Source organism: Corynebacterium uterequi (assembly GCF_001021065.1).
Lineage (GTDB): Bacteria > Actinomycetota > Actinomycetes > Mycobacteriales > Mycobacteriaceae > Corynebacterium > Corynebacterium uterequi.
In genome coordinates this window covers 1,034,424-1,059,160 of the sequence record NZ_CP011546.1, presented here as the reverse complement: position 1 = coordinate 1,059,160, position 24,737 = coordinate 1,034,424, and the positions used below count along the sequence as shown (strand labels likewise).

The 24,737-nt window shown below is 63.5% G+C and carries 20 protein-coding genes and 1 tRNA gene; 7 read left to right on the top strand and 14 right to left on the bottom strand.

Annotation, left to right across the window (positions count from 1 at the left end; translation table 11 throughout):
* Positions 1-39: 39 nt before the first annotated feature.
* The 7 genes from CUTER_RS04945 to uvrA form a co-directional block, all read right to left on the bottom strand.
* On the bottom strand, positions 40-861 hold the full coding sequence (locus tag CUTER_RS04945) for a TrmH family RNA methyltransferase (RefSeq protein WP_047259491.1): 822 nt from the start codon (positions 859-861) through the stop codon (positions 40-42).
* Positions 862-924: 63 nt separating this feature from the next.
* Positions 925-1,170 (bottom strand): TM2 domain-containing protein, encoded by a 246-nt coding sequence (locus CUTER_RS12055; RefSeq protein WP_407919178.1) that lies wholly within the window; start codon positions 1,168-1,170, stop codon positions 925-927.
* A 249-nt stretch (positions 1,171-1,419) separates the two neighbouring features.
* Positions 1,420-1,803: a 50S ribosomal protein L20 gene (rplT, locus tag CUTER_RS04940; protein ID WP_047259490.1), complete on the bottom strand. Its 384-nt coding sequence runs from the start codon at positions 1,801-1,803 to the stop codon at positions 1,420-1,422.
* 74 nt (positions 1,804-1,877) lie between these two features.
* On the bottom strand, positions 1,878-2,072 hold the full coding sequence (gene rpmI / locus CUTER_RS04935) for a 50S ribosomal protein L35 (protein WP_047259489.1): 195 nt from the start codon (positions 2,070-2,072) through the stop codon (positions 1,878-1,880).
* 48 nt (positions 2,073-2,120) lie between these two features.
* Positions 2,121-2,645, bottom strand: a complete 525-nt coding sequence (infC, locus tag CUTER_RS04930; RefSeq protein WP_082121272.1) for a translation initiation factor IF-3 — start codon at positions 2,643-2,645, stop codon at positions 2,121-2,123.
* Positions 2,646-2,943: 298 nt separating this feature from the next.
* Complete coding sequence (locus CUTER_RS04925) at positions 2,944-3,822, bottom strand: serine hydrolase (protein ID WP_144412263.1); 879 nt, start codon at positions 3,820-3,822, stop codon at positions 2,944-2,946.
* A 4-nt stretch (positions 3,823-3,826) separates the two neighbouring features.
* Positions 3,827-6,679, bottom strand: a complete 2,853-nt coding sequence (gene uvrA / locus CUTER_RS04920) for an excinuclease ABC subunit UvrA (protein WP_047259487.1) — start codon at positions 6,677-6,679, stop codon at positions 3,827-3,829.
* 100 nt (positions 6,680-6,779) lie between these two features.
* On the opposite strand from uvrA, the gene CUTER_RS04915 reads away from it, so the two are divergent.
* The 3 genes from CUTER_RS04915 (at position 6,780) to CUTER_RS04905 (ending at position 10,796) form a co-directional block, all read left to right on the top strand.
* The gene (locus CUTER_RS04915; protein WP_047259486.1) at positions 6,780-7,388 is read left to right on the top strand and encodes an MBL fold metallo-hydrolase; all 609 of its coding nucleotides are present in this window, start codon (positions 6,780-6,782) and stop codon (positions 7,386-7,388) included.
* Between the two features lie 70 nt (positions 7,389-7,458).
* The gene (locus CUTER_RS04910) at positions 7,459-8,436 is read left to right on the top strand and encodes a DoxX family protein (RefSeq protein WP_047259485.1); all 978 of its coding nucleotides are present in this window, start codon (positions 7,459-7,461) and stop codon (positions 8,434-8,436) included.
* Positions 8,437-8,585: 149 nt separating this feature from the next.
* A complete protein-coding gene (locus tag CUTER_RS04905; protein WP_047259484.1) occupies positions 8,586-10,796 on the top strand; it encodes a HelD family protein in 2,211 nt (736 codons plus the stop codon).
* A gap of 9 nt (positions 10,797-10,805) precedes the next feature.
* On the opposite strand, the gene CUTER_RS04900 is transcribed toward CUTER_RS04905, so the two are convergent.
* The 3 genes from CUTER_RS04900 to uvrB all read right to left on the bottom strand — a co-directional run bounded on the left by CUTER_RS04900 (position 10,806) and on the right by uvrB (position 13,947).
* Positions 10,806-11,249 (bottom strand): universal stress protein, encoded by a 444-nt coding sequence (locus CUTER_RS04900; RefSeq protein WP_047259483.1) that lies wholly within the window; start codon positions 11,247-11,249, stop codon positions 10,806-10,808.
* Positions 11,250-11,309: 60 nt separating this feature from the next.
* Positions 11,310-11,765: a universal stress protein gene (locus CUTER_RS04895; protein WP_047259482.1), complete on the bottom strand. Its 456-nt coding sequence runs from the start codon at positions 11,763-11,765 to the stop codon at positions 11,310-11,312.
* A gap of 79 nt (positions 11,766-11,844) precedes the next feature.
* The gene (uvrB, locus tag CUTER_RS04890; protein WP_047259481.1) at positions 11,845-13,947 is read right to left on the bottom strand and encodes an excinuclease ABC subunit UvrB; all 2,103 of its coding nucleotides are present in this window, start codon (positions 13,945-13,947) and stop codon (positions 11,845-11,847) included.
* A gap of 263 nt (positions 13,948-14,210) precedes the next feature.
* On the opposite strand from uvrB, the gene CUTER_RS04885 reads away from it, so the two are divergent.
* Positions 14,211-15,077: a hypothetical protein gene (locus CUTER_RS04885; protein WP_047259480.1), complete on the top strand. Its 867-nt coding sequence runs from the start codon at positions 14,211-14,213 to the stop codon at positions 15,075-15,077.
* Positions 15,078-15,195: 118 nt separating this feature from the next.
* Here the strand turns inward: CUTER_RS04885 and coaE are convergent, their stop codons facing one another.
* Both coaE and rpsA read right to left on the bottom strand, forming a co-directional pair.
* Complete coding sequence (gene coaE / locus CUTER_RS04880; protein ID WP_047259479.1) at positions 15,196-15,792, bottom strand: dephospho-CoA kinase; 597 nt, start codon at positions 15,790-15,792, stop codon at positions 15,196-15,198.
* Between the two features lie 96 nt (positions 15,793-15,888).
* Positions 15,889-17,340, bottom strand: a complete 1,452-nt coding sequence (gene rpsA, locus CUTER_RS04875; protein WP_047259478.1) for a 30S ribosomal protein S1 — start codon at positions 17,338-17,340, stop codon at positions 15,889-15,891.
* A 223-nt stretch (positions 17,341-17,563) separates the two neighbouring features.
* Between rpsA and CUTER_RS04870 the strand changes: the two genes are divergently transcribed.
* Positions 17,564-18,343 (top strand): class I SAM-dependent methyltransferase, encoded by a 780-nt coding sequence (locus CUTER_RS04870; protein WP_047259477.1) that lies wholly within the window; start codon positions 17,564-17,566, stop codon positions 18,341-18,343.
* On the opposite strand, the gene CUTER_RS04865 is transcribed toward CUTER_RS04870, so the two are convergent.
* Positions 18,340-19,077 (bottom strand): DUF2786 domain-containing protein, encoded by a 738-nt coding sequence (locus tag CUTER_RS04865; RefSeq protein WP_047260613.1) that lies wholly within the window; start codon positions 19,075-19,077, stop codon positions 18,340-18,342. The two genes, CUTER_RS04870 and CUTER_RS04865, sit on opposite strands and share 4 nt — an antisense overlap.
* A gap of 149 nt (positions 19,078-19,226) precedes the next feature.
* Positions 19,227-21,887, bottom strand: a complete 2,661-nt coding sequence (gene polA / locus CUTER_RS04860; RefSeq protein WP_047259476.1) for a DNA polymerase I — start codon at positions 21,885-21,887, stop codon at positions 19,227-19,229.
* Positions 21,888-21,994: 107 nt separating this feature from the next.
* On the opposite strand from polA, the gene CUTER_RS04855 reads away from it, so the two are divergent.
* Positions 21,995-22,068, top strand: a tRNA-Leu gene (locus CUTER_RS04855).
* A gap of 353 nt (positions 22,069-22,421) precedes the next feature.
* Positions 22,422-24,635 carry a hypothetical protein gene (locus tag CUTER_RS04850; RefSeq protein WP_144412261.1) on the top strand — a complete coding sequence of 738 codons (2,214 nt, stop codon included), beginning with the start codon at positions 22,422-22,424 and terminating at the stop codon, positions 24,633-24,635.
* Positions 24,636-24,737: the final 102 nt, after the last annotated feature.

Sequence of the window (24,737 nt, the reverse complement as noted above, 5' to 3'; positions counted from 1 at the left end):
CGTGGCTGGGCGGCGGTGGCCGGGCTTGAGCGCCGCGAGCTACGCTTCGACGGCCCTCGCTTGCGCCTTCGCCGACTCATACAGGCAGATCCCGGCCGCGGTGGCCACATTGAGGGACTCCGCGCGCCCGCGAATGGGGATCCGTACCCGATGGTCCGCCGCGGCGAGATACTTCTCCCCCAAACCGTGCGCTTCGTTGCCGAAGAGCCAGGCGGTCGGCTGGGCCAACAGCTCACCGGCGTTCTCCAGATCCACCTCCCCGTCAGCCGCCGTAGCTAAAATAGTCAGGCCTTTAGCGCGAAGCTGGCCCAGGACATCCTTGGCATTCTGCTCTCGGGCCACCGGAACATGGAACAACGACCCGGCCGACGCTCGGGCCGTCTTGCTCGACTGCGGATCCACGCTCTCTCCGGCGAACACCACCGCGTCGGCGCCCATAGCGTCGGACACCCTGATGAGCGTTCCAGCGTTACCGGGATCGGCGGTCTCGACGGGGACGCTCACCAGCTTCGGAGCACGACCCAGGGCCTGCCCGACGCTCCACAATACGGGCCGGCACACCGCAAACAGGCCCGTCGTGGTCACCGTATCCGACAGATGCCGGGCTGCCTTGTCGTCAATGGGGTGAACGTAGATGTCGAGGTATCCGGCGGCGGTGAGAATATCGTTAAAACGGGCCGCGGCCGACTCGGTCACAAAGAGGTCCGTCGCCGCGGAGGTGGCCACGGCGGCGTCGACGGCGTTCGGGCCTTCAACCAGGAATCGTCCCGCCTTGCGCCGATCCTTAGCGCGATGCAACTTGGCGGCGTTGACGATGCGCGGTGTGCGCTCGGTGAAAGGCGAGGAGAAATCGAGACTCATGGTCTTGAGAATAGTTCCCGCGCGGGCGAACTAAGTTACCAGGTCAACTCCACGCCACGGCTGTCAGCAGCGAAGTAGCCGATGCCCAGGGCAATGAGAACAAGGTCCACGAACGACCACAGTCCTACAATCGCCCAAAAAGGCGAACCCGATGAGCACGATGGCAGTCACCCAGCCCACCACGCTCAGCGCCAGCATGCCGAAGCCCGCGGACTTGTTACCCACATAGAAGTGGTGAATGCCGAGAGACCCCAGAAAGAAACACAGGACCAGCGCGATCAGCCTCGACTTCGGCTGGATGAAGGGCACAGTGGGCGCAGCGGCCGGGTAGCCCACCGGCGGATTGGGCTGGCCATAGGCATGCGCCTGCAGCGGGTCGCCATAGGGGTTCTTGTCCCCGATGCCATTGGAAGAGTTGGTCAGCGCGTTGTACTTTCTGGGTTAAGCAACGGTCGTCATCCTAATGCGCCGCCACAACCGCTCGAACTACGGACAACGCACAACTCCCCCTAGCCACCGCAGCAGCTAGGGGGAGTAAAGTTGTCGCCTCAGAATAAGCTAGGCGGCCTTCGGCGCGTTGACGTCCTCCGGCAGGGCGGCCTTAGCAGCCTCGCACAGGGCGGAGAAGGCAGCGAAGTCGTTCACAGCGAGATCGGCGAGGATCTTGCGATCCACCTCGATCTCGGCCAGGCGCAGACCGTGGATAAGACGGTTGTAGGTGATGCCGTTGAGACGGGCGGCGGCGTTGATGCGCTGGATCCACAGCTTGCGGAACTCGGACTTACGGGCACGGCGATCGCGGTACGCGTAAGTCATGGAGTGCAGCCACTGCTCCTTCGCCTTGCGGTACAGGCGGGAGCGCTGGCCGCGGTAGCCCTTAGCGGCCTTGAGGATAGTGCGGCGCTTCTTCTTGGCGTTTACGGAACGCTTAACACGTGCCATCGAGATACTTCCTTATGAGAGAAATCGGGGATGAATTAATGAGGTGAAACGGACGTCAGGCTGGCTGCGGTGGCCTAGCCCTGGCCAAGAAGGCGCTTGACGCGCTTGGTGTCCGCCTTGGCGACGTCGACGGTGCCCTTGAGGTTGCGGCGACGCTTGGAGGACATGGCCTCCATCAGGTGGCGCTTGCCCGCCTGCTCGCGGCGCAGCTTGCCCTTGCCGGTGACCTTGATGCGCTTGGCGGTGCCCTTGTGGGTCTTCTGCTTCATCGGGGAAATTCCTTAATCGACGGATTTCTTAGGTGAACGTGTGAACTGCTACTTCTTACCCTTGTTGCGAACAGGGCCGAGGACCATCGTCATGTTGCGGCCGTCCTGCTTCGGACGATTCTCGATGATGCCGTAGTCGGCAACCTCGCCTGCAAGCCGTTCCAGGAGCCGATACCCGAGCTCCGGCCGGGACTGCTCGCGACCGCGGAACATGATCGTGACCTTGACCTTGTTGCCCTTCTCCAGGAAGCGAATCACGTTACCCTTTTTGGTCTCGTAATCGTGATCATCGATCTTGGGGCGGAACTTCTGCTCCTTGACCACAGTTTGCTGCTGGTTCTTACGGGCTTCGCGGGCCTTTTGGGCCTGCTCGTACTTGTACTTGCCGTAGTCCATGATCTTGGCGACCGGCGGCTTCGCGTTAGGAGCAACCTCGACGAGATCGAGGTCTGCCTCATAGGCGACCTTGCGAGCGTCATCGGTACGAACGACGCCCACCTGCTCGCCGGACGGACCGATCAGACGGACCTCCGGAACTCGGATACGCTCATTAATGCGAGCTTCAGCGCTGATGTGGACTCCTCAGATAGAAAGCTAGTGATTCGCTACCGACGTCGAAAGCTTTTACATGAGGCGATCCCTGCGGCATAGAAAAACCCGCTGGCATGTCGTCCGACATACCACGCGGGAGCTATACCAGGCTTCACAGCCACAATGAGTGACCGTTATACCTTTGACCTGTACCCAACCGCTAGCACGCTAGAGGCGGGATGAGGTGGGATAATCTCCGCTTGCGACCCGAGCGTTCCTGGAGAAGAATCCTCGGGCGGTAGTGGTCAACATGCTAGCAGCACACCCGGGAAAGGCCAAATCATCCGGCGGCGGGGCGGCACCCGACGAAGTCGCCGTCGTCGACGATCTCCGCCACGCCCTTCGCCATCGCGTCGAGGAGCTCCACCGCACCCACGTGAGAACTCACCTCCGGGTGGACGATGACCGCCACCCCCACCGGACCATGCGGACCGGCGAGAGTGCCGAACTGGCGGTAGGTGTAGGCGCCCAGCTCGGCGTCGGCGTTCCAGCCGCCCTTGAAGTGGGCGCCGCGAACGTGACCGAACCCGTCGCGCTGACTCGGATCGATGTCTCCCATAAGTTCATATACCCGCCTAGCCGGCGCTGAGCACGGCAGCTGAGCGGCGAACTGTGCCTGATCGGTCAGCGGCCACCGCGCCCGGCCGAAGGGCGCACCGGGCCTACCTGCTAATGCGTCGGTGACGTTGATGTCGCCTCCCAGCTCCCCGACCAGCGTCTCGACGGCGGTCGCCGACTCCGCCGTCGTCCCCAGAGACTGCCATAGGGCAGTCGCCGCATCGTTGTCGGAAATGGTGATCGCCTGCCGGGCGAGCGCCTCCAACCAGCCGGTTTGTTGCCCGGATTCCCGAGCCTTCTCAAGGGCCGCGATGGCGATGGGAACCTTGATCGTCGACCACACGGGGCTGTCCCCACTGAGCCCAGCGTGAGCGACATGTTGACCGTCGGCGATAGCTACGCCCACCTGGCCTCCGAGGTCGCCTTCCACCCGGGCGACCAGCTGAACCAACGCGTCGTCGACGGCCGGTCGCGGCGTCGAGCTCGACGGCGCAGCGACGTTGGTGGCCGTGCGGCCCGGATCGGAATGCGCCGCGCATCCGGCCGCCAGCGCACTCACCATCGAGATGGCAACGCTCAGCCTTCGCAGCAGGTGGGGCATCGTCCTACCCCAACAGAGACTGCAGGAAGCGGCCGGTGTGAGACTCCGCGACCGTGGCCACGTCCTCGGGGGTGCCTTCCGCGACGACGGTTCCACCGCCAGAACCGCCCTCCGGCCCCATGTCCACCACCCAGTCGGCGGCCTTGATGACGTCGAGGTTGTGCTCAATAATGACCACCGAGTTCCCTTTATCCACCAGGGACTGGATCACCAGCATAAGCTTACGAATGTCCTCGAAGTGCAGGCCCGTCGTCGGCTCGTCGAGGATATAGATCGTCCGCCCCTTGGAGCGCTTATGAAGCTCCGACGCCAGCTTGACTCGCTGGGCCTCGCCACCAGAAAGCGTGGTGGCCGCTTGCCCGAGGCGCACGTAGCCCAGGCCAACCTCAGTCAGCGTGTTGAGGTAACGGTGAATGGCGGAGACGGGTTCGAAGAACTCGGCAGCCTCGGAGATGGGCATGTCGAGAACTTCGGAGATGTTCTTCCCCTTGTAGGTGACCTGCAGCGTCTCCCGGTTGTAACGGGCACCGCCGCACACCTCGCAGGGGACGTAGACGTCCGGCAGGAAGTTCATCTCGATCTTTAGAGTCCCGTCGCCTTGACACGCCTCGCAGCGGCCGCCCTTGACGTTGAAGGAGAACCGGCCGGCTTTGTATCCGCGTACTTTCGCCTCCTGGGTCTCGGCAAAGAGAGTGCGAATCTTGTCGAAAACCCCGGTGTAGGTGGCTGGATTGGAACGCGGCGTCCGGCCGATGGGCGACTGATCGATCTGAATGAGCTTGTCCAGATGCTCCATGCCTTCAACGCGCTTCGCGCGGCCGGGGACCTGCCGTGCCCGGTTGAGGGTGTTTTGCAGGTTCTTCGCCAGGATCTGGTTAATGAGCGTCGACTTGCCCGAGCCCGACACGCCGGTCACGCACACGAACACTCCGAGGGGAATAGTGACATCGATGCCCCGGAGGTTGTTCTCACGGGCGCCGACTACCTTGAGCACCCGCTTCGGGTCGATATCGCGGCGACGCTCCGGTACTGCCAACACCTTGCGACCGGCCAGGTAGTCGCCCGTGAGTGAGTCTGCCGCGTCAAGGATCCCGGCTGGCTCGCCCTGGTAGACCACCTCACCGCCGTACTCGCCGGCCCGAGGGCCAATATCGACCAACCAATCGGCCTCGCGAATGGTCTCCTCATCATGTTCGACGACGATGAGCGTGTTGCCCAAGTCGCGCAGCTTCTTCAGCGTGGCGATCAGGCGCTGATTATCGCGCTGGTGCAGGCCGATGGACGGCTCGTCCAGCACGTAGAGCACTCCCGCCAGCCCGGAACCGATCTGAGTGGCCAGCCGGATGCGCTGCGCTTCCCCACCAGAAAGCGTGCCGGCAGCACGGTTGAGGGTGAGATACGTCAGGCCCACATCAACAAGGAACTGCAGACGTGCTTGGATCTCCCGCAGCACTGCGGCCGCGATGATGGCCTGGCGCTGCCCTAGCTTCAAGTCTGCGAGGAACGCCGAGGCTTCCTCAATGGACAGCCCGGTCAGCTCGGCGATGGAAAGGTCGCGCCCGTCGGCGCCTTCGATGCGCACCGCTAGGATTTCCGGCTTCAGCCGAGTGCCGTGGCAGCTAGGGCAGTCCACGAGGCGGGTATAGGCGAGGAACCGCTCCTTGGCGTGCTCGGACTCAGACTGTTCCAGCTTGCGGTTGATCCACCCGCGCACGCCCTCAAACGGTGCGCTCCAATTGCGCATCCGGCCGAAGCGGTTCTTGTACCGCACGCGCACTTCAATGTCGGAACCGTTGAGGAAGGCATCTCGCTCCTTCTTCTTCAGTGCGGACACAGGCGTGGTGGGAGAAAAACCCATCGCGTGGGCCAGTCCCTCGACTAGCTTGGCAAAGTACTCCCGGTTGGGCGAACTGGTCCATGGTTGCACGGCCGCGTTGACGGGGGCGTCCGGGTCCGGGATGAGGAGGTCGATGTCGACCTCGTTGCGGGTTCCGATGCCCTCGCAAACCGGGCAGGCGCCGTAGGGAGAGTTGAAGGAAAAGGCGCGCGGCTCGTACTCGTCGATGTCGAGCGGATGCCCGTTCGGGCAGGCCATCTTTTCCGAATACATCACGCTGCGACGCGGATCGGTGGCGTCGCGTTCCACCCAGTCAATGGTGACCAGGCCGTCCGCCAGCTTCAGTGCAGTCTCTACCGAGTCGGTGAGCCGCTGCTTCTGGCTCGCCTTCACAGTGAGGCGATCGACAACGACGTCGATGGTGTGCTTGATCTGCTTCTTCAGCGTGGGCGGGTCGCTGAGCTGGTACATCTCCCCGTCCACCTTGACGCGCGAGTAGCCCTGGGCGGCCAGATCGGCGAACAGATCAACGAACTCCCCCTTCCTGGTCCGGACGACGGGCGCTAGCACCTGGAACTTCGTGCGCTCCGCCTCGGTAAGAACCTGGTCGACGATCTGCTGCGGAGTCTGCCGGTCAATAATCGCATCGCACACCGGACAGTGCGCAGTACCCGCGCGGGCGTAGAGCAGACGCAAGTAGTCATAGATCTCGGTGATCGTGCCGACGGTGGAACGAGGGTTTCGGTTCGTCGACTTCTGGTCGATGGACACCGCCGGGGAGAGCCCATCAATGTAGTCGACATCCGGCTTATCCATCTGCCCGAGGAACATACGCGCGTAGGAGCTTAAGGACTCCACGTAGCGTCGCTGCCCTTCCGCAAAGATGGTGTCAAAAGCGAGGGAAGACTTGCCCGAACCCGACAGGCCAGTAAAGGCCACCATCTTGTCCCGAGGCAGCACGACGTCTACGCCCTTGAGATTGTGCTCCCGCGCCCCACGCACGGTAATTCGGTCTGCCACGTCAGCCGCCTTTCATCATCCGTCCCAGATCCGAAAGCCGAACATACCATCGAAAACGGGGTCGCGCCACGGAGAGCCGGCGTAGTTACAATGAGGGACCATGACTGCGCACGAGGAATTGCAACTCGCTCAGATCTCCGTCTCGGAGATGGATAATAACGTCTACCTGCTTCACGACCAGCACGAGGGCCTGCTCATTGACGCTGCCGACGACGCCGACGCCATCCTCGCCCTCGCAGAACGCACGGGGGTAACCATCACGATGGTGTTGACCACCCACCGCCATTCGGACCATGTCCGGGCCCTGCCCGAGGTGCTTGACCGCACCGGCGCTATCCACATCGCTTCCTTCCTCGATACTCCGGCACTGCCGGCACCCGTGGATGTCCAGCTCGATCAAGGTGACATCGTGGAGTTTGCCGGCCACGAATTGCCTGCGTTCGTGCTCCGCGGTCATACGCCCGGCGGCGCAGGCCTCGCCGTTCGGATGGGCGGGATCCCGCATCTGTTCGTCGGCGATAGCCTTTTCCCCGGCGGCCTGGGGAAGACGGCGAGTGAGGGCGACTTCGTCCGGTTGTTTACCGACGTCACGGAGCGGCTCTTCGACGTCTATCGTGACGAGTCCGTGGTCCACCCCGGCCATGGCGAATCCACGACGTTGGGAGCGCAGCGCCCGCACCTCGACGAGTGGCTCCAGCGCCGCTGGTAGCCGGTCCCACCACCCCGCGCTACAGTGGTTGTAGTTGCGCGTTAAAGAATTTAAGGAGACTGTAACACTTATGATCCGCACGATTGCCCGGCCGATGCTCGCCTCCGTATACATTGCCGACGGCGTCGATACCCTCATCAACACCGACGCTCACAAGGACTCCGCCGAGTCCGCGATCAAGGCCGCCCGCAAGGTCATTCCGGCCGCCTACGCCTCGTATATTCCCGCCTCCCCGGCGTTGGCTGCCCGGGTTGTTGGTGGCACCAAGGTTGGCGCCGGTTCCCTGCTCGCCCTCGGCAAGGCTCCTCGCTTGAGCGCCGGCCTGCTGGTTCTCACCGCTATCCCCACGATCGTTGGCCGCCACGCCTTCTGGGACGCCGAAGACTCCGAGGAGCGCACCGCCCGCCGCCAGGGCTTCCTCACCGACATCGCGCTGCTCGGCGGGCTGGGCATCACCACCATGGACACCGCCGGCAAGCCGGGTCTGCGATGGCGTGCCGGCCGCGCGGCCAAGGACGCCTCGCAGGCCGTCCAGGCGGCGCTGCCCACGCAGAGCCAAACCGAAACCGCGATGTCCCAGGCCTCTGAGTGGCTGTCGGAGAAGGCCGAGCAGACCCAGGAAGCCGCGAAGAAGGCTTCCGCCCAGGTCGCCGAGTACGTGGACGAGAACAAGGATGACTGGAAGGACAAGGCCCAGGCGGTAGCTGCGACCGCCGCCGTGACCGCCGGCGCCCTGGTTGAGCAGGGCAAGGACGCCGCACAGAAGGCCGCCGATAACGCCCCGCAGTGGGCCGAACAGGCCCGCAAGCAGGGAGAGACCCTCCTCAAGCAGGGCGAAGGCTTCGTCGAGCAGGCAAAGTCCGAGGCTAAGGTCGCCCGGACTCGTGCTGCGAAGGCTGCCGAGAAGGCTCAGAAGCGGGCTCGTGCCGCCGCTGCCGACGCTGAGAAGAAGTCCGGTCGCGCCGGAAAGCGCGCGCAGAAGCAGGCCTCGAAGCTGCAAGACCGCGCGGCCAAGCTGGTCGACAAGGCAGCTGCGAACATCAAGTAGGAACAGAAGTCCTTCCTCCGCCACCGCCCGGCGCCTCCCACTACGGATGGCGCCGGGCGGTGGCTTTCGCAAGCGCGGCGGGAATCGGCAAGCGGGAATTGCTACACTAGAGGATTCGTTTACCGCCTAAGGAGGGTGTCCCGAGCACCATGACGCGAAAAGATGACGAGTCAGCCATCGCAGCGGAACAGGCCTACGTCGATGGTCTATTCGCCCGCCTCGACGAAGAAGTGGCCCGGGCCAACGAACGTCTACGGCAGGTGCAGCTGGAGGTTGATGAGCCGGGCAACCCGGACAACGTCGAGGCCCTCATCCGCCGCGAGACCGAGTACCACGGTCTCAACACCAAGCTCGACCGCCTGGCCGTGGCCCAACTCGGTCTCGTCTTCGGCCGGATCGACGTGGCCTCGCACATCGTGGAAAACCCCGTACCGGGTCAACCGGGGGTAGATCGTCGCTACATCGGCCGCATGGGGCTCGACGACCGCGCGGACAACTACCGCTCCTTACTCATCGATTGGCGGGCTCCCATGGCCCGGCCGTTCTACCTCGCGACCACGGCGCAGCCAGAGGGCGTGCGGCTGCGCCGTCACATCCGTACCTCCGGGCGCACCGTGACCCGCATCGACGATGAGGCCCTCTCTGCTGACGTCGACGCCAGCGAACGCGCCGGAGTCGGCAGCGAAAGTGCCCTCCACCACGCGTTGTCGCAGCCTCGCACGGGCCGGATGCAGTCCATCGTCGAGACCATCCAGCGAGAGCAGGATGAAATCATCCGCGACCCTCACCGCGGCGTCATGGTGGTGCAGGGCGGGCCGGGTACCGGCAAGACCGCCGTCGCTCTGCACCGGGTGGCCTATCTGCTCTACACGTACCGCGATCAACTCGCCAAGACCGGCGTGCTCATCGTCGGCCCGAATAGCACTTTCTTGGACTACATTTCACGGGTGCTGCCGGAGCTGGGCGAGACCGGCGTGGTCCTGTCCACGGTGGGCGAGCTTTACCCCGGTGTTCGTCCCAGCCGCGACGAGTCTCTGCTGGCTCGGGAAGTTAAGGGGTCGGCAGAGATGGTCACTATCCTGCGCGAAGCGGTTAGGCGCTATCAGCGTGTCCCCGAGAATTCCATGCGGGTGCGCAGCGGATCCATCGAACTCGACGCCACACCTGACATGATTAAGGCCGCCCGGACCCGAGCTCGGCGTTCGCGCAAAGCTCACAACGACGCCCGAGGGCTGTTCGCGGAGCATCTCACCGAGGCGCTGGCCCGAGAGCTCGGTGAGCGGATCGGAGCCGATCCGCTCGGAGGCCGGAACCTGCTCAGCGACGCGGATATCGACCAGCTTCACGACGATCTCGCCGAAGAGCCGAGCGTCGAGGCTCTCATCGATGCGCTGTGGCCCTTCCTCACCCCGGCACAGGTCCTCGAGGAACTGTTATCCTCAGCGGAATTCATCGACGACGTAGCCGCAGACTACGACGACGCCACCCGCCACGCCCTCTACCGCGAGCCCGGCCTTGGCTGGGCGGCGTCCGACGCAGCCCTACTGGACGAGTTATTCGTCCTCATCGGCGCATCGCCGGCAGAGCTCCACGAGGACGAGGCCAGCCCGGAAGACGACTCGTGGAGCCAGGAGCTCGCAGACGCGGAAAACGCCATCGACATCCTCAGCTCCTCGGACTCCACCGACAACGACGACGATCAATTCGAGGCCGAGATCCTCTCCGCCGCGGACGTCATCGACGCCCAGCACCTAGCCCAGCGGCAGGAGGTGCGGGATCATCGATCCACCGCCGAACGGGCCGCCGCCGACCACGAATGGGCCTACGGCCATGTGATCGTCGACGAAGCCCAAGAGCTCACCCCGATGGAGTGGCGGATGATCTTCCGCCGTTGCCCCGGACGCTGGATGACCGTGGTGGGCGACACCGCGCAGACCGGAGCCCCGGCGGGCACGGACTCCTGGGAGGTTGCCCTCGAGCCCTTCGTCGGTGGGCGCTTCCGCCGTCACGAACTCACGGTGAACTACCGCACCCCCGCCGAGATCATGGAGGTGGCCAACGAACTCTTGACCATCATCGACCCCTCGGCTACCCCTGCCCTCGCGATCCGATCCACCGGAGAGGACGTCACATGGCTGCCCACCGGCAGTCCTGTTCCGACGGACCTCGGGGCGGGCAGCTGTCGGGTGATCGACGCCGCCACCGTCGGCGACATCAAGGGGCTGGAATTTGACCACGTCATCGTCGAGGAACCGGCGGACATCGTCGAGGCGTCTCCCCAGGGATGGCAGGACCTCTACGTGGCAGTCACGCGAGCCACGCGGACGCTCACCGTCATCGGCGACTGGCCTCAGCCATAGCGACCGTCGCTAGTTCACGGTGTGAACGATCATGACGTCGCAATCGGACTGCCGGGCGACGTCCGCCGGCACGGAACCAAGCAGACGACCCGTCAGCGAGTTGATACCGCGATTACCGACGACGAGAAGATCCGCGCCAACGTCCTTGACGATGGCCATCAGCGCCTGAACCGGCGTGCCCTGGCGCAAGGCCGTGGACACTTCACAGGTTCCGACAGTCCGGGCGTACTCAGCTGAGCGGTCGAGGTTCGCCTGGGCGACGTCCGCCCCCACGATGAGCACCGAGTCCCGCCGCGGGACCGCGTCGGCCTCCGCCTCGGTTTCGTAGTAGGCGCAGCCGATGACCAGCCGGGCAGAAAAGGCCGAGGCGATCTGGGCGGCCCGCTCGACGGCAAGCATCGAGGACTTAGAGCCGTCGCTGCCCACCACGACCGTGCTGTACTGATCACTCATCACTGCCCCTACGATTTCTCCGGCCGATTGATAGTTCGCCCGAGTATAGCAATTCCGGCGTTAGGCGCGGGTCTCCTGAGTGTTAACGAGAACCACGTCAACCTTGGCGCGGCGGGCGATCTCGGTGGGAATGTTGCCAAAGACCCGACCGGTGATGGTGTTCATCCCCTTGTTGCCGATGACGAGCGCGTCAGCGTCGTTATCGTCGACCGCGTGCATGAGGGCGTTGACAGCGGTGGCGGCGCGAGCCTCAAGCTTGATGTTGGTCACGCCTTCTTCTTCGGCGATGACCTTCGCGTCGGTGAGGTACTCCTCGGCACGGGACTCGCTGACGACCGGAAGAGCAGAGATATCCCGGTTCGGGGAGTTGAGAAGCGTGTGGGTGGTGCCGTGGTAGGCGCAGACGAGCACCAACGCGGCGTCGTAGACGCGTGCCATGGAGGCGGCGTGACGAACGGCGACGAGGGAGGTATCCGAACCGTCGGTACCGACGACGATGGTCTTGTAGCTGTACACGATTAACGACCCCTTCAAGCAGGATTTCAACTAAGCCTGGAACTCCATCGAGTTCCCTCTACTTTGATAGCACAGTGGCTCAAATACCTGCCTCTTTCACACCTCGTAACTCTTTCTTCACCGCGATGATCTCGTCGCGCAACCGGCCGGCAAGTTCGAACTTGAGCTCCTGCGCGGCGGCTCGCATCTGGGCTGTCAGGTCCGCAATGAGTCCTTCAAGTTCATCGGCCGCCATCGACGAGGTATCCCGCTTCTCTACGACGGCGACGTCCCCCTTGGCTCGTGTACTGGCGGGGCCGTCGTCGGTGGTGTCGTACACCTGGTCGAGGATGTCCGCGATCTTCTTGCGCAGCGGCTGCGGGTCGATGCCGTGCTCCTTGTTATAGGCGAGTTGCTTTTCCCGTCGTCGCTCCGTCTCCTCGATGGCGTACTGCATCGATTCGGTGACCTTGTCGGCATACATGATGACCTCGCCGGATACGTTGCGCGCCGCGCGGCCGATGGTCTGGATGAGCGACTTCGTCGAGCGCAGGAAGCCCTCCTTATCGGCGTCGAGGATAGCCACCAGCGACACCTCGGGCAGGTCGAGGCCCTCACGCAGAAGGTTGATGCCGACCAGGACGTCGTACTCCCCCAGCCTGAGCTGCCGCAGCAGTTCGACGCGCTGGAGCGTGTCGATATCCGAGTGCAGGTAGCGCACGCGCACCCCGTGTTCGAGAAGGTAATCGGTGAGGTCTTCGGCCATCCGCTTGGTCAGCGTCGTCACCAAGACACGTTCGTTTCTGTCCGTTCGCGTGCGAATCTCATCGATGAGGTCGTCGATCTGGCCCTTCGTGGGCCTAACGTCCACCTTCGGATCGACGAGCCCGGTCGGCCGGATGACCTGCTCGACGAACTCTCCGCCAGCTGCCGCCAACTCGTAATCGCCAGGCGTAGCGGACATATACACGGTTTGGCCGACGCGCTGCTCGAATTCTTCAAAGGTCAGCGGGCGGTTATCCAACGCACTCGGCAGCCGGAATCCGTGCTCGACGAGGTTGCGTTTGCGCGACATGTCCCCTTCGAACATCCCACCCACCTGCGGCACGGTGACGTGGGACTCGTCGATGATGGTGAGGAAATCCTCCGGGAAGTAATCGATGAGGGTCGCCGGTGCGGAACCCGCCTCGCGGCCGTCCATGTGCCGCGAATAATTCTCAATGCCCGAACAGAAGCCCACCTGTTCGATCATCTCGATGTCGTACTCTGTGCGCATCCGCAAGCGCTGCGCCTCCAGCAGCTTACCGCGATTCTCCAGATCTTCCAGCCGCTCCGCCAGCTCTTCCTTGATCGCCTCGATGGCCTTAGCCATGCGTTCCTCACTGGCGACGTAGTGGGTGGCCGGAAAAATACGCAGCTCGTCCACCTGCCGGATGACCTCGCCAGTGAGTGGGTGAATGTAGTAGAGCGCGTCGATGTCATCGCCGAAGAACTCGATGCGCACCGCCACCTCCTCGTACGCCGGGATGATATCGACCGTGTCGCCCTTCACCCGGAAGGTGCCCCGCTTAAAGGCGTAGTCGTTGCGCTCGTACTGAATATCCACCAGCAGCCTGAGAAAACGATCTCGGTCGATCTCCTCGTCTATGCGCAACACCACCGACCTATCCAAGTAGGACTGCGGGGTGCCGAGGCCATAGATGCAGGACACCGAGCTGACCACGACGACGTCACGCCGCGACAGCAACGCCGACGTCGCCGAATGCCGCAAGCGTTCCACGTCCTCGTTGATCGACGAATCCTTTTCAATGTAGGTATCGGTCTGCGCGATGTAGGCTTCGGGCTGGTAGTAGTCGTAATAGCTCACGAAGTACTCGACCGCGTTATTCGGTAGCAACGAGCGCAACTCGTTCGCCAACTGAGCCGCCAACGTCTTATTCGGCGCCATGACTAGCGTGGGCCGCTGCATCTTCTCGATGAGCCACGCCGCCGTCGCCGACTTACCGGTACCGGTAGCGCCGAGCAACACAACATCCTCTTCACCACGACTCAACCGCTCCGCCAGCTCCGCGATGGCCTTGGGTTGATCGCCTGACGGCTGGAACTCGCTGACGACCTCGAAGGCGTCGGCGCTTCGCTCCACCTCGCCAACGGGACGAAAGTCAGAGTGCGGGATGACGGGGTGTTCAGCCGGGAATGCCATAGCCCCACAATAACGAGCCCGTCAAGGCGTCGGTATCGGCGGTTCGAGATCGGGCTGCTTCGGCGGCTTCGGAGGAGCCCCGTCCGGGCGTATTCGCCCTTCGCTGTCACCGGATGGGGGTTGTTTCGAGGCGTGCGCACCGCGGTGACAGCGAAGGGCGAATGCGCGGAGTTTTCCACAGCACGACGACTGGTGCCGGATTGTCCACAGGCGCTGCACGACGCTGGCGCCGAGGTCGCCACGTCATCGTTAGGGTCCGGCTCATGGCTACTTACACGACCGAACAACTCCGCGACCAGGGCATATCGAAGTACCGGACGGCACGATTGATCGCCGGCAAACAGCTCTTCCGGCTTATTCGTGGACTCTACGTCGACCGCTACACGCCCGAGGAGGTCGCACGCGCTATCACCACCGCTTACCCCGACGCGGTCCTCACCGGCGAGTCTGCGGCTGCACTCCACCTGGGGCTGCCGCTGACATTTCCCATCCGAGCGGAAGGGGCCCGAACCATCCGTGGACTGGGCTTTTCCATCACGCATTCGAGGGGGCCATCGCGCACTTCGGTGGACGGAATCGCGGTCGTCGAGCCGCTGTGGGCGGCCGTCAAAACTCCGCGACTGGCACAACGCCTCGTGGAGAAGCACTACTCGGGCAAGGGAGCGCGGCGTCGATTGAACGTCGATCTAGCGCGCATGGGCCGGATACCGAGGTGGCTACGGAGCGCCGTCGAGCGCACACCCATCGGTGCGCGCAGCAAGCTTGAGTCGAATATGGCCAAAGAACTCATCGCCGAAGGGTTCGCGGTCCGGCTCAACGAATACGTTGGCCCCTACTGCTACGACATTCTGCTCAAACGATGGCGGATCGCCATTGAGATTGACTCGCACAAGTACCACCTCGACTCCGATTCCTTCGTCTCGGACCGGTGGAAGAGTAACTCCGGCATGGTGCACGGCTGGCTCGTGCTGAGGTTCACGGATTCCTGCCTCCGCTGGAATCTCCATGCTGTGATCAGCGCGGTGAAGCAGGCCGTTGCGTGGGTTCGGGCCAGGCGCCCGCTGCGCAACTGGCATCCGGGGTACCCGGCCGGGCAGAGCGCATGGGAGTGGAATCACAGCCTGATGTAGCCCGGCGGTGGCGTTGGAGGCGTAAGGCGGGACCGGCTTTCGCCCTTGGCTGTCACCGGAAGACATCCTCGGCGAAGAGCGACAGCGCCGGTGACAGCGAAGGGCGAAAAGAGGCGGGCTAGAGGGCCGCGATCCGGGCGAGCACGCCGTCGACCTGGGCCGTGAGATCCTCGAGCGATCCGGAGTTGTCGATGACGATGTCGGCTGCGGCTCGACGGGCGGCGTCGTCGATCTGAGCGGCGATGCGACGCCGTGCATCCTCGGCGTCCAGGCCTCGGTGTTCCACGAGTCGCGCCACGCGAATCTCGGGGGCCACATCGACGACGATGACCAGGTCCATTTCCTTATCCGCTCCCAGTTCGACGAGCAGTGGCATGTCGTAAACGGCGGCGTCGGCGCCTCGCGCCTCCGCCTCGGCGAATTGCCGGTTGGCTTCCGCCCTAATACGCGGGTGGGTGATGGCGTTGAGGGTTTGCGTACCGGCCGTCGACGCGAAGGCTCGACGGGCCAGCTCGGCCCGATTGAGCCGTCCGGTAGGTTCCAGGATGGCCTCACCGAAGGCGTCGACGAGGTCGCCAAGGGCCGGCTGCCCCGGTTCGACGACCGTCCGCGCGATCTTGTCCGCATCCACGATGGGCAATCCCGCGGCACCGAGGAGCCCGGCCACGGTCGATTTCCCACTACCGATTCCGCCTGTGAGTCCAATCCTCTTCATGGATACACAGTGTAGAGCTGCTCACGACGAAGCCCCGCCTCAACCACAACGGTTGGGGCGGGGCCGACGTGTTCGGGAAGAGCTCCCGACTAGGGCCTAGTTACCGGCCAGCTTCTCGCGCAGAGCGGCGAGCTGCTCGTCGGACGCCAGGGAACCAGCCTGCTCGACCGGCTCGGATGCCGGAGCAGCATCCTCAGAGTCGGAGGAGTAGTTGGCCGGGGCGGCAGCAGCCTCGGCAGCCGCGGCGCGGTGGCGTTCGATCTGGGCGGCGTGTGCCTGGTAGCGGCGCTCGGCCTCGGCGTAACGAGCCTCCCACGCGGTGCGCTGCTCGTCGAAGCCTTCCATCCACTCGTTGGTCTCCGGGTCGAAGCCTTCCGGGAAGATGTAGTTGCCCTGATCGTCGTAGGAATCGGCCATGCCATAGCGGGACGGATCGAATTCCTCGGAGAAGTCCTCGTCGGCCTGCTTGAGCGACAGGGAGATGCGGCGGCGATCCAGGTCGATGTCGATGACCTTGACCATGACCTCTTCGTTGACGTTGACGATCTGGTCCGGGACATCCACGTGGCGCTGGGCCAGCTCGGAGATGTGAACCAGGCCCTCGATGCCCTCTTCGACGCGGACGAAGGCGCCGAACGGGACAAGCTTGGTGACCTTGCCCGGAACAATCTGACCCACGGCGTGGGTGCGGGCGAAGACGCGCCACGGATCTTCCTGGGTGGCCTTCAGCGACAGGGACACGCGCTCGCGGTCGAGATCGACGTCGAGGACCTCAACGGTGACCTCATCGCCAACGGTGACAACCTCGGACGGGTGGTCGATGTGCTTCCAGGACAGCTCGGAAACGTGAACCAGGCCGTCGACACCGCCGAGATCGACGAAGGCGCCGAAGTTGACGATGGAGGACACGACGCCCTTGCGGACCTGGCCCTTCTGCAGCTGGTGGAGGAACTCGGAGCGGACCTCGGACTGGGTCTGCTCGAGCCACGCACGGCGGGAAAGAACCACATTGTTGCGGTGCTTATCCAGCTCAATGATCTTGGCTTCGAGCTGCTGGCCGATGTACGGCTCCAGGTCGCGGACGCGACGCATCTCGACCAGGGAAGCGGGCAGGAAGCCGCGGAGGCCGATGTCCAGGATCAGGCCGCCCTTGACGACCTCGATGACGGTGCCGGTGACCGGCTCGTCCTTCTCCTGCAGCTCCTCGATGTTGCCCCAGGCGCGCTCGTACTGGGCGCGCTTCTTGGACAGGATGAGGCGGCCTTCCTTGTCCTCCTTGGTCAGGACCAGAGCGTCAACCTCGTCGCCGACCTCGACGACCTCGTCGGGGTCAACGTCGTGCTTGATGGACAGCTCGCGGGACGGGATGACGCCCTCGGTCTTGTAACCGATGTCGAGCAGGACCTCGTCGTGGTCGACCTTGACAACGGAGCCGGTGACGATGTCACCGTCGTTGAAGTACTTGATCGTCGCGTCGACGGCGGCGAGGAAGTCCTCAGCGGTGCCAATGTCGTTGATGGCAACCTGAGGGGTGTTAGAAGTGGGCATATGTAGTGTGCTCCGGAAATATAGGAGATCGTAAATGGACAGTAACGTGTCTCTCGGATGATCCAGACGGTCCGATCCCGCACCGAGTGCAACCGCACCCTCCTATCCGGCACAGCTGCATCGACAACGCGACACGCTGGACCAACACTACCGCATCACCCGCGCCGACGCAAATGTATTTGCGCTGGTCATTCATTGCTCACGCCAGATATAAGGAGCCCCAATGGGCACTTCCCTCCCAGCCGACCACACCAGCGCCACCGCGGCCGCGCAAGCACACCGGCGCCACTGGGACGACGACGCCGACCGCTATCACCGCGACCACGCCCACTACGTCGACGGATTCTACTGGTGCCCGGAAATGCTCGACGAGGCCGAGGCCCGGCTCCTCGGCGACGTGAGGGGTGCCCGCGTGCTGGAGATCGGCTGCGGATCTGCCGGTTGCGCTCGGTGGCTCGCCCAACACTCCACGGCACGGTTGGTCGCCGGGATCGACCTTTCCCGAGAAATGCTCCGACATGCTCCCGCCACGGAAGCCGCGCTGGTACAGGGCGACGCCCTTCATCTCCCCTTCTCCGACGCCAAGTTCGACGTCGCGTTCTCCGCCTTCGGGGCACTGCCCTTCTTGCCCGATGCCACCTCGGCACTCCGCGAAATCCGACGGGTCCTTCGCCCCGGCGCCGCCTTCGTCTTCTCCGTGAACCACCCGATGCGGTGGGTGTTTCCCGATGACCCCGGGCCAGCGGGGTTAACGGCCACCTACTCCTACTTCGACCGGGTCTATGAGGAGCACGACGCCTCCGGCCAGCTGACCTACTCCGAGTATCACCGGACCTTCTCCGATTGGATCACGGCGCTGACTGCCGCCGGTTTCCGCCTTGAGGGGGTCGTCGAACCCGAGTGGCCGGCGGAGCTCACCGAGACGTGGGGGCAGTGGTCACCGCTTCGAGGTCGGCTGTTTCCGGGCACGATCATCTTCCGCACCCGCGCGGACGGCTCCTAACCCGCGGCGTTGAGCGCCCGAGTCCCGCGGATCCTGCTCTGGCCGATATCAGCACCCTCTGCGGCGGATTCCCCGTCGTAATATGCTTCGGCCGACAAGGTACGACGCGAGGGCCGCGCGATTCGGGTGACGATGCCCTCCTCCTCCAGCAGGCGTCGCATGAACTCGGCTGCCTGGTCGCTCTCGTCGAGCAGGGCGAGTTCTGCGCCGGAGCCGAGAGTCTGTTCGGCGACGTTGTGCTCTGCGGCGTGAATGCGGCGGTAGATTCCACGGCTGAAGCCGAGCATGAACGAACGCCGGGCGGATACCGTGGAAATCCCCATGGAGGGGTCCCCGTGGTGGTCTAAGGCCAGGGCAAGCATCGTCGGGCTGAGTACCCCCAGCAGCATGTGCACACGTTCGACGTTGCGTCGTTGGCCGTACACCGTGGCGCTTTCCACCCTGTTGGAACGGTAGGCGCTGTGATACACGTACGCGCACCGCAACCCATGAACCAACGACGCCAACAGCTCGCGCTGCATGTCGGTATAGGCGCCGCGAAAATCGATGCGCACCTGGATCATGTCTGACCGGTCTCCCTCGGATAGCGAGGCCTCGTCTATGCCGTAGCGGGCCATCAGATCGAAGGCCTTGGCATAGTAAACCTCGGATTCGGGGGTGCCGTCGGTGTCTGCGGCCTTCGCAAGCAGCTTGGCTACTTTCGATGCAATGTCATGAGCTGAGGTGGTGGACAAGGGCTTACCTTCCTGGTTGGTCTCAAAGGCTGTCACCTGTACTGTGACACGCCGCCCAGCATCGACGATGGCGGCCAGCATCGCCGCTGTGGACAACGCAGGTTATCCACAAAAGCCGGGCGAGCTGGCGCGGCCAGCTTGCTTCTGCGTCAGTGCGCTGCCTCGTCCCAATTCCGCCCTACGCCGGCGGACACTTCCAGCGGCACGGTCAGCGTGATGGCGCCATCCATCTCCCGACGCAGGATCTTCAGCACCTGGTCCCGCTCGCCAGCTGCCACCTCGACGACGAGTTCGTCATGGACCTGCAACAGCACCCGGGAATGCAGGTTCGCCTGCCGAAATGCCCGGTCGACGCGGATCATCGCTACCTTGATGATGTCCGCGGCCGTGCCCTGAATCGGGGCGTTGAGGGCGGCTCGTTCGGCGTTGTCCCGAGCCAGCCGGCTGTCGGAGTTCAGTTCGGGCAGATACCGGCGGCGGCCGAACACGGTAGCGGTGTAGCCGTCCTTTCGGGCCTGCTCGACGACGTCGTCGAGGTAGCGTCGCACACCGCCGAAGCGCTCGAAGTAGCTCTTCATAATGCCCTTGGCCTCGCCCGCGGAGATGGACAGCTGTTGGGACAACCCGAAGGCACTCAAGCCGTAAGCCAACCCGTAGCTCATGGCTTTGACCCGGCGACGAAGCTCGGGAGTCACCTCATCGATGGGCACGTCGAACACCTTGGCGCCGACGTAGTTATGCAGATCCTCTCCCTGCTGGTAGGCCTCGATAAGGCCCGGGTCCCCGGACACGTGGGCCATTACTCGCATCTCGATCTGCGAGTAGTCAGCGGTAATCAACTCCTCATAGCCTTGCCCCACCGTGAAGGCGGAACGGATGCGTCGGCCGGCTTCGGTACGTACCGGAATGTTCTGTAGGTTCGGCTCGGTGGAGGACAGCCGCCCAGTCGACGCCACGGTCTGGTTGAACGTGGTGTGGATGCGGCCGTCGTCCTGCACGGTCTTGAGCAGGCCGTCGAGGGTAGTCTTCATCTTCTGGTACTCGCGGTGGGCGAGCAACAGCGTAAGGAACTCGTGCGGATGCTTCGCTGCCAGCTGCTCAATCTCCTTGGCTGCCGTTGAGTAGCCGGTTTTCGTCTTCTTTGTCTTCGGCAGGTCCAGCTTCCCGAAGAGCACCTCCTGCAGCTGCTTTGGGCTGGACAGATTCAGCTCCGGCTCCTCGACGAGGCGGCGGGCCTGAGCTTCGACGTCGGCCACCTTCGCGCTGAAGTCATCCCGCTGTTCCTCGATGATCCCCGCATCGACGGCGATACCGGCGTGCTCCATCCGGGCGAGGATGGTCACCAACGGCAGTTCCAGGTCTGCGTAGAGCTCGTAACTGGCTATGTCCTGTAGCTGCCGGGTCAACTCCTCGGCGAGTTCAGCGATCGCCGCGGCAGAATCGGTCAACGGTGCCTCGTCCAGCAGGGAGAGCTGCCCATCCGGCTCTACCAAGCGCCGCTGCAGGTGACGCTGGTAGATATCCCCCAGCGCATACGTCCGCTGGCCAGGCCGCAGGAGGTACGCCGCCAGGGCGGTGTCATGGGCCACTCCGGCGAGCTCGATGCCGCGTCCGCGCAGCATGTGGTAGGCCGCTTTCGCCTCGTGGAGAAGCTTGGGATCTTCAGATTCGAGCCAGGAGACGACGGCCGCGTCTTCCTCGGGGGTCAATTCGGCGAGCTCGCGAGACACGCCGTGACGGGCATCATCGACGATCCCGATGGCGCGGGCATCGCCACGACCCGGCCGCGCGTCACCCACCACATACACAGCTAGGGCCTGCCCTCGGCGCCGCTCAAGCCACGCGTCGAGCGGGTCCTCGTCGACGACGATCTCCGCGAGCTCGACGACAGCTTCGTCGGCCATCGCGCCCTCCACCGGGATCACGGACAGCACCTTCTCCCGGAGATTCGCGCCAAACTCCAAAGCGTCGAAGCGCTCGGCGACGTCCGCGGCATGGGCCGGCTTAAAGTCCAGCTCCTCGGGGCCGACAGGCAGATCCATATCCGTAATCATTTGCGTGAGGTGGCGGTTCATACGGACCTGTTCGATGCGCTCGCGGAAATTGGCGCCAGCCTTGCCCTTGAGTTCCGCTGCCTGCTCGATCAGTTGCTCCAGGGTCCCATACTGCTTGATCCACTTCGTGGCGGTCTTCTCCCCCACGCCGGGAACGTTGGGAAGATTGTCCGACGGGTCACCTCTCAACGCGGCGAAGTCCGGGTACTGAGCAGGAGTGAGATCATACTTTTCCTCGACGGCGGCAGGCGTGAACCGGTGCAAGGTGGACACCCCACGCATGGGGTAGAGCACCGTGGTCTTATCGTCGACGAGCTGAAGATAATCCCGGTCACCAGTCACGATGAGGATCTCGTAGTCGAGCTTCTTCGCCGCCGTTGCCAGGGTAGCGATGATGTCGTCAGCCTCGAAGTTGGGCACCTGCAAGGTGGTGATCCCCAAGGCATGCAAGACTTCATCAATAAGGCCCACCTGCCCCTTAAACTCCTCCGGTGCGGCCTCCCGCTGAGCCTTGTACTCCGGGAACATTTCCGTGCGGAAGGTCTGGCGCCCCACGTCGAAGGCCACCGCGATCTGGTCCGGTCGCTCATCGGCGAGGATGCTCGCAAGCATGGACAGGAATCCGTAGACCGCGTTCGTGTGCTGGCCCCCGACGGTGGAGAAGTTGTCCGCCGGGAGGGCATAGAAGGCCCGGAAGGCCATGGAATGGCCATCTATCAGTAACAAACGCCGTGGTCCGTTCGAAGAAGTGCTCACAGGCGACGAGTGTACTTGGCGGACAGGTCCCCGCCTCGACGGGGCGTTTTCCGCTTCACGGTTGCCTTGGTCTACACTTAGGTGGCTAGCGCGCCGACGCACGCAATGCCCCAGTAGCCCAATTGGCAGAGGCAACGGATTCAAAACCCGTCCAGTGTGAGTTCGAGTCTCACCTGGGGCACACCTCAGGCCCGGGGAGTCATCCCGGGCCTGTTTGCTTGAACAGGGCAATCTAGGCGCACAGTCACGCCAGAGCCTTTCGGCCACGCTGGCAGCCCCCTGCCGCAGCCCCCCTGCCGCAGCCACTACCGGAAGCTGCAAGCCCGCAAGCGATAGTTCATCCACCCACCGCCCCCCGATACGGACAGCTGTCCAGGCGTATTATTTTTATTCAGCTAGAGCGCCCCCCCCCCCGCGATTTAGCAGGGCGAAGATCGATAGTTCTGGGGGATAAAAGCATTTTCCCAGGCTAACCCTGAGGAAATCCTGATAGCCTGCCGAGGACACCCTCATCTAGCTATTGGAGTTCATCCCATGGGTAAGCCCGGAAAGCTACCGAATCGCCAGCCCAATGCCGCCACCCTGGCACTGGCAGGACTCAACACACCAACGTTGAGGCGGACCCTCACTCTCAGCGCCGCCACCGCAACGATCCTTGGCGGCGGCCTCGCAGTTGTAGGGCCCGACGGCGCACTGCCGACGGCAGCCGCGTACATCCAGGATTCGGCAAAACCGTCTGGAGTGAGTTGGGCCGAGTACACCACCGCGCGACCGGTGAGCCCAATCTTCTATTTCCCACGGAACGAAGGCAGTTTCCTCTCTGTTAACCGCCACACGAGCCCGGGATTCGATCCCAACACGTTCCCCGCAGGAACCACCTTCTCCCTAGCGAAGGCAAAGCCGTGGAACCGCGACGTGCTTCAGCCCTACGCCTTCGACTTCGAGGATGTTAACTACTGGAAGGGAGGAGCGCTGGACCCAGCCGGGCAGACGAACGGTTGGCTTGGCGCCGGCATCACGGCTAACGTCCCGCCTGCCATCGACCCGACTACTGGCGCGGTCGAATTCGGAATCCGAGGTGGAAACACAGATCGCTTCGAGGGATCGTTCCGCATCGTCCCCATTACCATCACCTACCCTGACCAGTCTCAGGACGTTGTCTTCCAGCCCCTCATGGTCGGTGATGAGAACACTTTCGCCGCGTACCCCGACATTAAGAAGCACTTCGAGGAGTACGCACCCTTCGAAACCGTAACCACTGATACAGGCGCAACCGTCGAGCTGCCGAGCATCAGCGACTCCCTCGTTGTCCCAGAAGACACAGCAGATGACCGCGTCGGAGATCTCCTCGTGGTCGATGGGCAGCCGCTTGGCAGCACCGTCATCGAAGGCGAGAATCCACAGATCGAAGGCCAACTGCCCCCTGGCGTGACGCTGGAGAACGGTGTCATTACGGGCATCCCCAAGGTCGATAACTGGGGAGATACCGACGACATTCGCGACTTCACTGTTGAGATCATTACCGAGAATCCTGATGGCTCCAAGAACCGGGACTCCGTGACTATTACCGTCCAGAGAGACTCCGATGGCGACACGGTCCCAGACCGCGGTGACGTCGAAACCGGCGACCCGGCAGGCTTCGACACCGAACCCAACCCGGACCCGGCCGCCACCGACGACGCCACCATCGACGACTTCATCGAAACCGGCGGTGACGTCGAAACCGGCGACCCGGCAGGCTTCGACACCGAACCCAACCCGGACCCGGCCGCCACCGATGACGCCACCATGGACGACTTCATCGAAACCGGCGGCACCGTCGAAACCGGCGACCCGGCAGGCTTCGACACCGAACCCAACCCGGACCCGGCTGCCACCGATGACGCCACCATGGACGACTTCATCGAAACCGGCGGTGACGTCGTCGCGTCGTGGGTCGATGAGCTCATGCCCACCGTCGATCAGGATCTGACCGGCACGGAGGCCGATGAGACCGGCGCAGCCGACGACGATAGCGACGCCACCGATATCGACGCTCTCGGTGACGAGACAGATCATCCGGGTAGCCCGGTTGAAGAGACCGACATCGACAACCTCCCCGAGGGCGGTGAAGGATTCATCGATAATCCTGACGCTGAGGTCAGCGTCGACGGCACGGTCACTGAAATCGACGGAATCGATGATGAAGGAGATGACAACGACGCCACCGACATCGACGCTCTTGGCGACCCGACAAACACGCCGGAGCCTGGTGACAGCGACGATGACGATGACACCAACCCGTCGTCGAGCTTGCCCAACGATGGCTCGATTTTCTCGGATCTTCTCGGCTCCAGCTCTGCTCCGGGCGGTGCTTTCTCCAAGGTCTTTGAGACCATCGCAAGTCTCGGTAGTTCAGCGGCGTCGGACACGTCCGACGAGCATCCGATGAAGCCGGCCGAACCCGCCAAACCGGCTGAGCCCGCGGCACCGGGGTTGTCGTCCGCAAGCAGCGCGTCCGACGCGGTTGGTTCTAGCAAGGGCGTGCTCGGATCGATCCTCGGTAGCTCGGCGTCGTTTTTCGGCGGCGTCATCGAATCGATCGGTAACCTGCTGACGCCAGCTGCACACGAGTCAGCTCCCGTGAAGCCTGCGAAGCCGGCCACTTCGGACGACGTCACCTATGCACTCGGGTCGTCTTTCGGTAGCTCTGCATGGTTCGTGAGTGGCAACGGTGCCGATGATCATGAGGGGAACGTAACCCGATAGTTTCTGTGTCGGCCTCTCCGATATGCGAACCCAGCATGGTGTAGACAGTTCGCTTTCGGGGAGGGTGCCGCTGCTTGGCTGAGCTGCTTGACAGCCAACCCC

Bases quoted from the DNA above. Each gene is read 5' to 3' on its own strand.
- CUTER_RS04945 (WP_047259491.1), bottom strand. From the start codon at position 861: ATGAGTCTCGATTTCTCCTCGCCTTTCACCGAGCGCACACCGCGCATC.
- rplT (WP_047259490.1), bottom strand. From the start codon at position 1,803: ATGGCACGTGTTAAGCGTTCCGTAAACGCCAAGAAGAAGCGCCGCACT.
- rpmI (WP_047259489.1), bottom strand. From the start codon at position 2,072: ATGAAGCAGAAGACCCACAAGGGCACCGCCAAGCGCATCAAGGTCACC.
- CUTER_RS04925 (WP_144412263.1), bottom strand. From the start codon at position 3,822: ATGCCCCACCTGCTGCGAAGGCTGAGCGTTGCCATCTCGATGGTGAGT.
- CUTER_RS04915 (WP_047259486.1), top strand. From the start codon at position 6,780: ATGACTGCGCACGAGGAATTGCAACTCGCTCAGATCTCCGTCTCGGAG.
- CUTER_RS04910 (WP_047259485.1), top strand. From the start codon at position 7,459: ATGATCCGCACGATTGCCCGGCCGATGCTCGCCTCCGTATACATTGCC.
- CUTER_RS04905 (WP_047259484.1), top strand. From the start codon at position 8,586: ATGACGCGAAAAGATGACGAGTCAGCCATCGCAGCGGAACAGGCCTAC.
- CUTER_RS04900 (WP_047259483.1), bottom strand. From the start codon at position 11,249: ATGAGTGATCAGTACAGCACGGTCGTGGTGGGCAGCGACGGCTCTAAG.
- uvrB (WP_047259481.1), bottom strand. From the start codon at position 13,947: ATGGCATTCCCGGCTGAACACCCCGTCATCCCGCACTCTGACTTTCGT.
- CUTER_RS04885 (WP_047259480.1), top strand. From the start codon at position 14,211: ATGGCTACTTACACGACCGAACAACTCCGCGACCAGGGCATATCGAAG.
- coaE (WP_047259479.1), bottom strand. From the start codon at position 15,792: ATGAAGAGGATTGGACTCACAGGCGGAATCGGTAGTGGGAAATCGACC.
- rpsA (WP_047259478.1), bottom strand. From the start codon at position 17,340: ATGCCCACTTCTAACACCCCTCAGGTTGCCATCAACGACATTGGCACC.
- CUTER_RS04870 (WP_047259477.1), top strand. From the start codon at position 17,564: ATGGGCACTTCCCTCCCAGCCGACCACACCAGCGCCACCGCGGCCGCG.
- CUTER_RS04850 (WP_144412261.1), top strand. From the start codon at position 22,422: ATGGGTAAGCCCGGAAAGCTACCGAATCGCCAGCCCAATGCCGCCACC.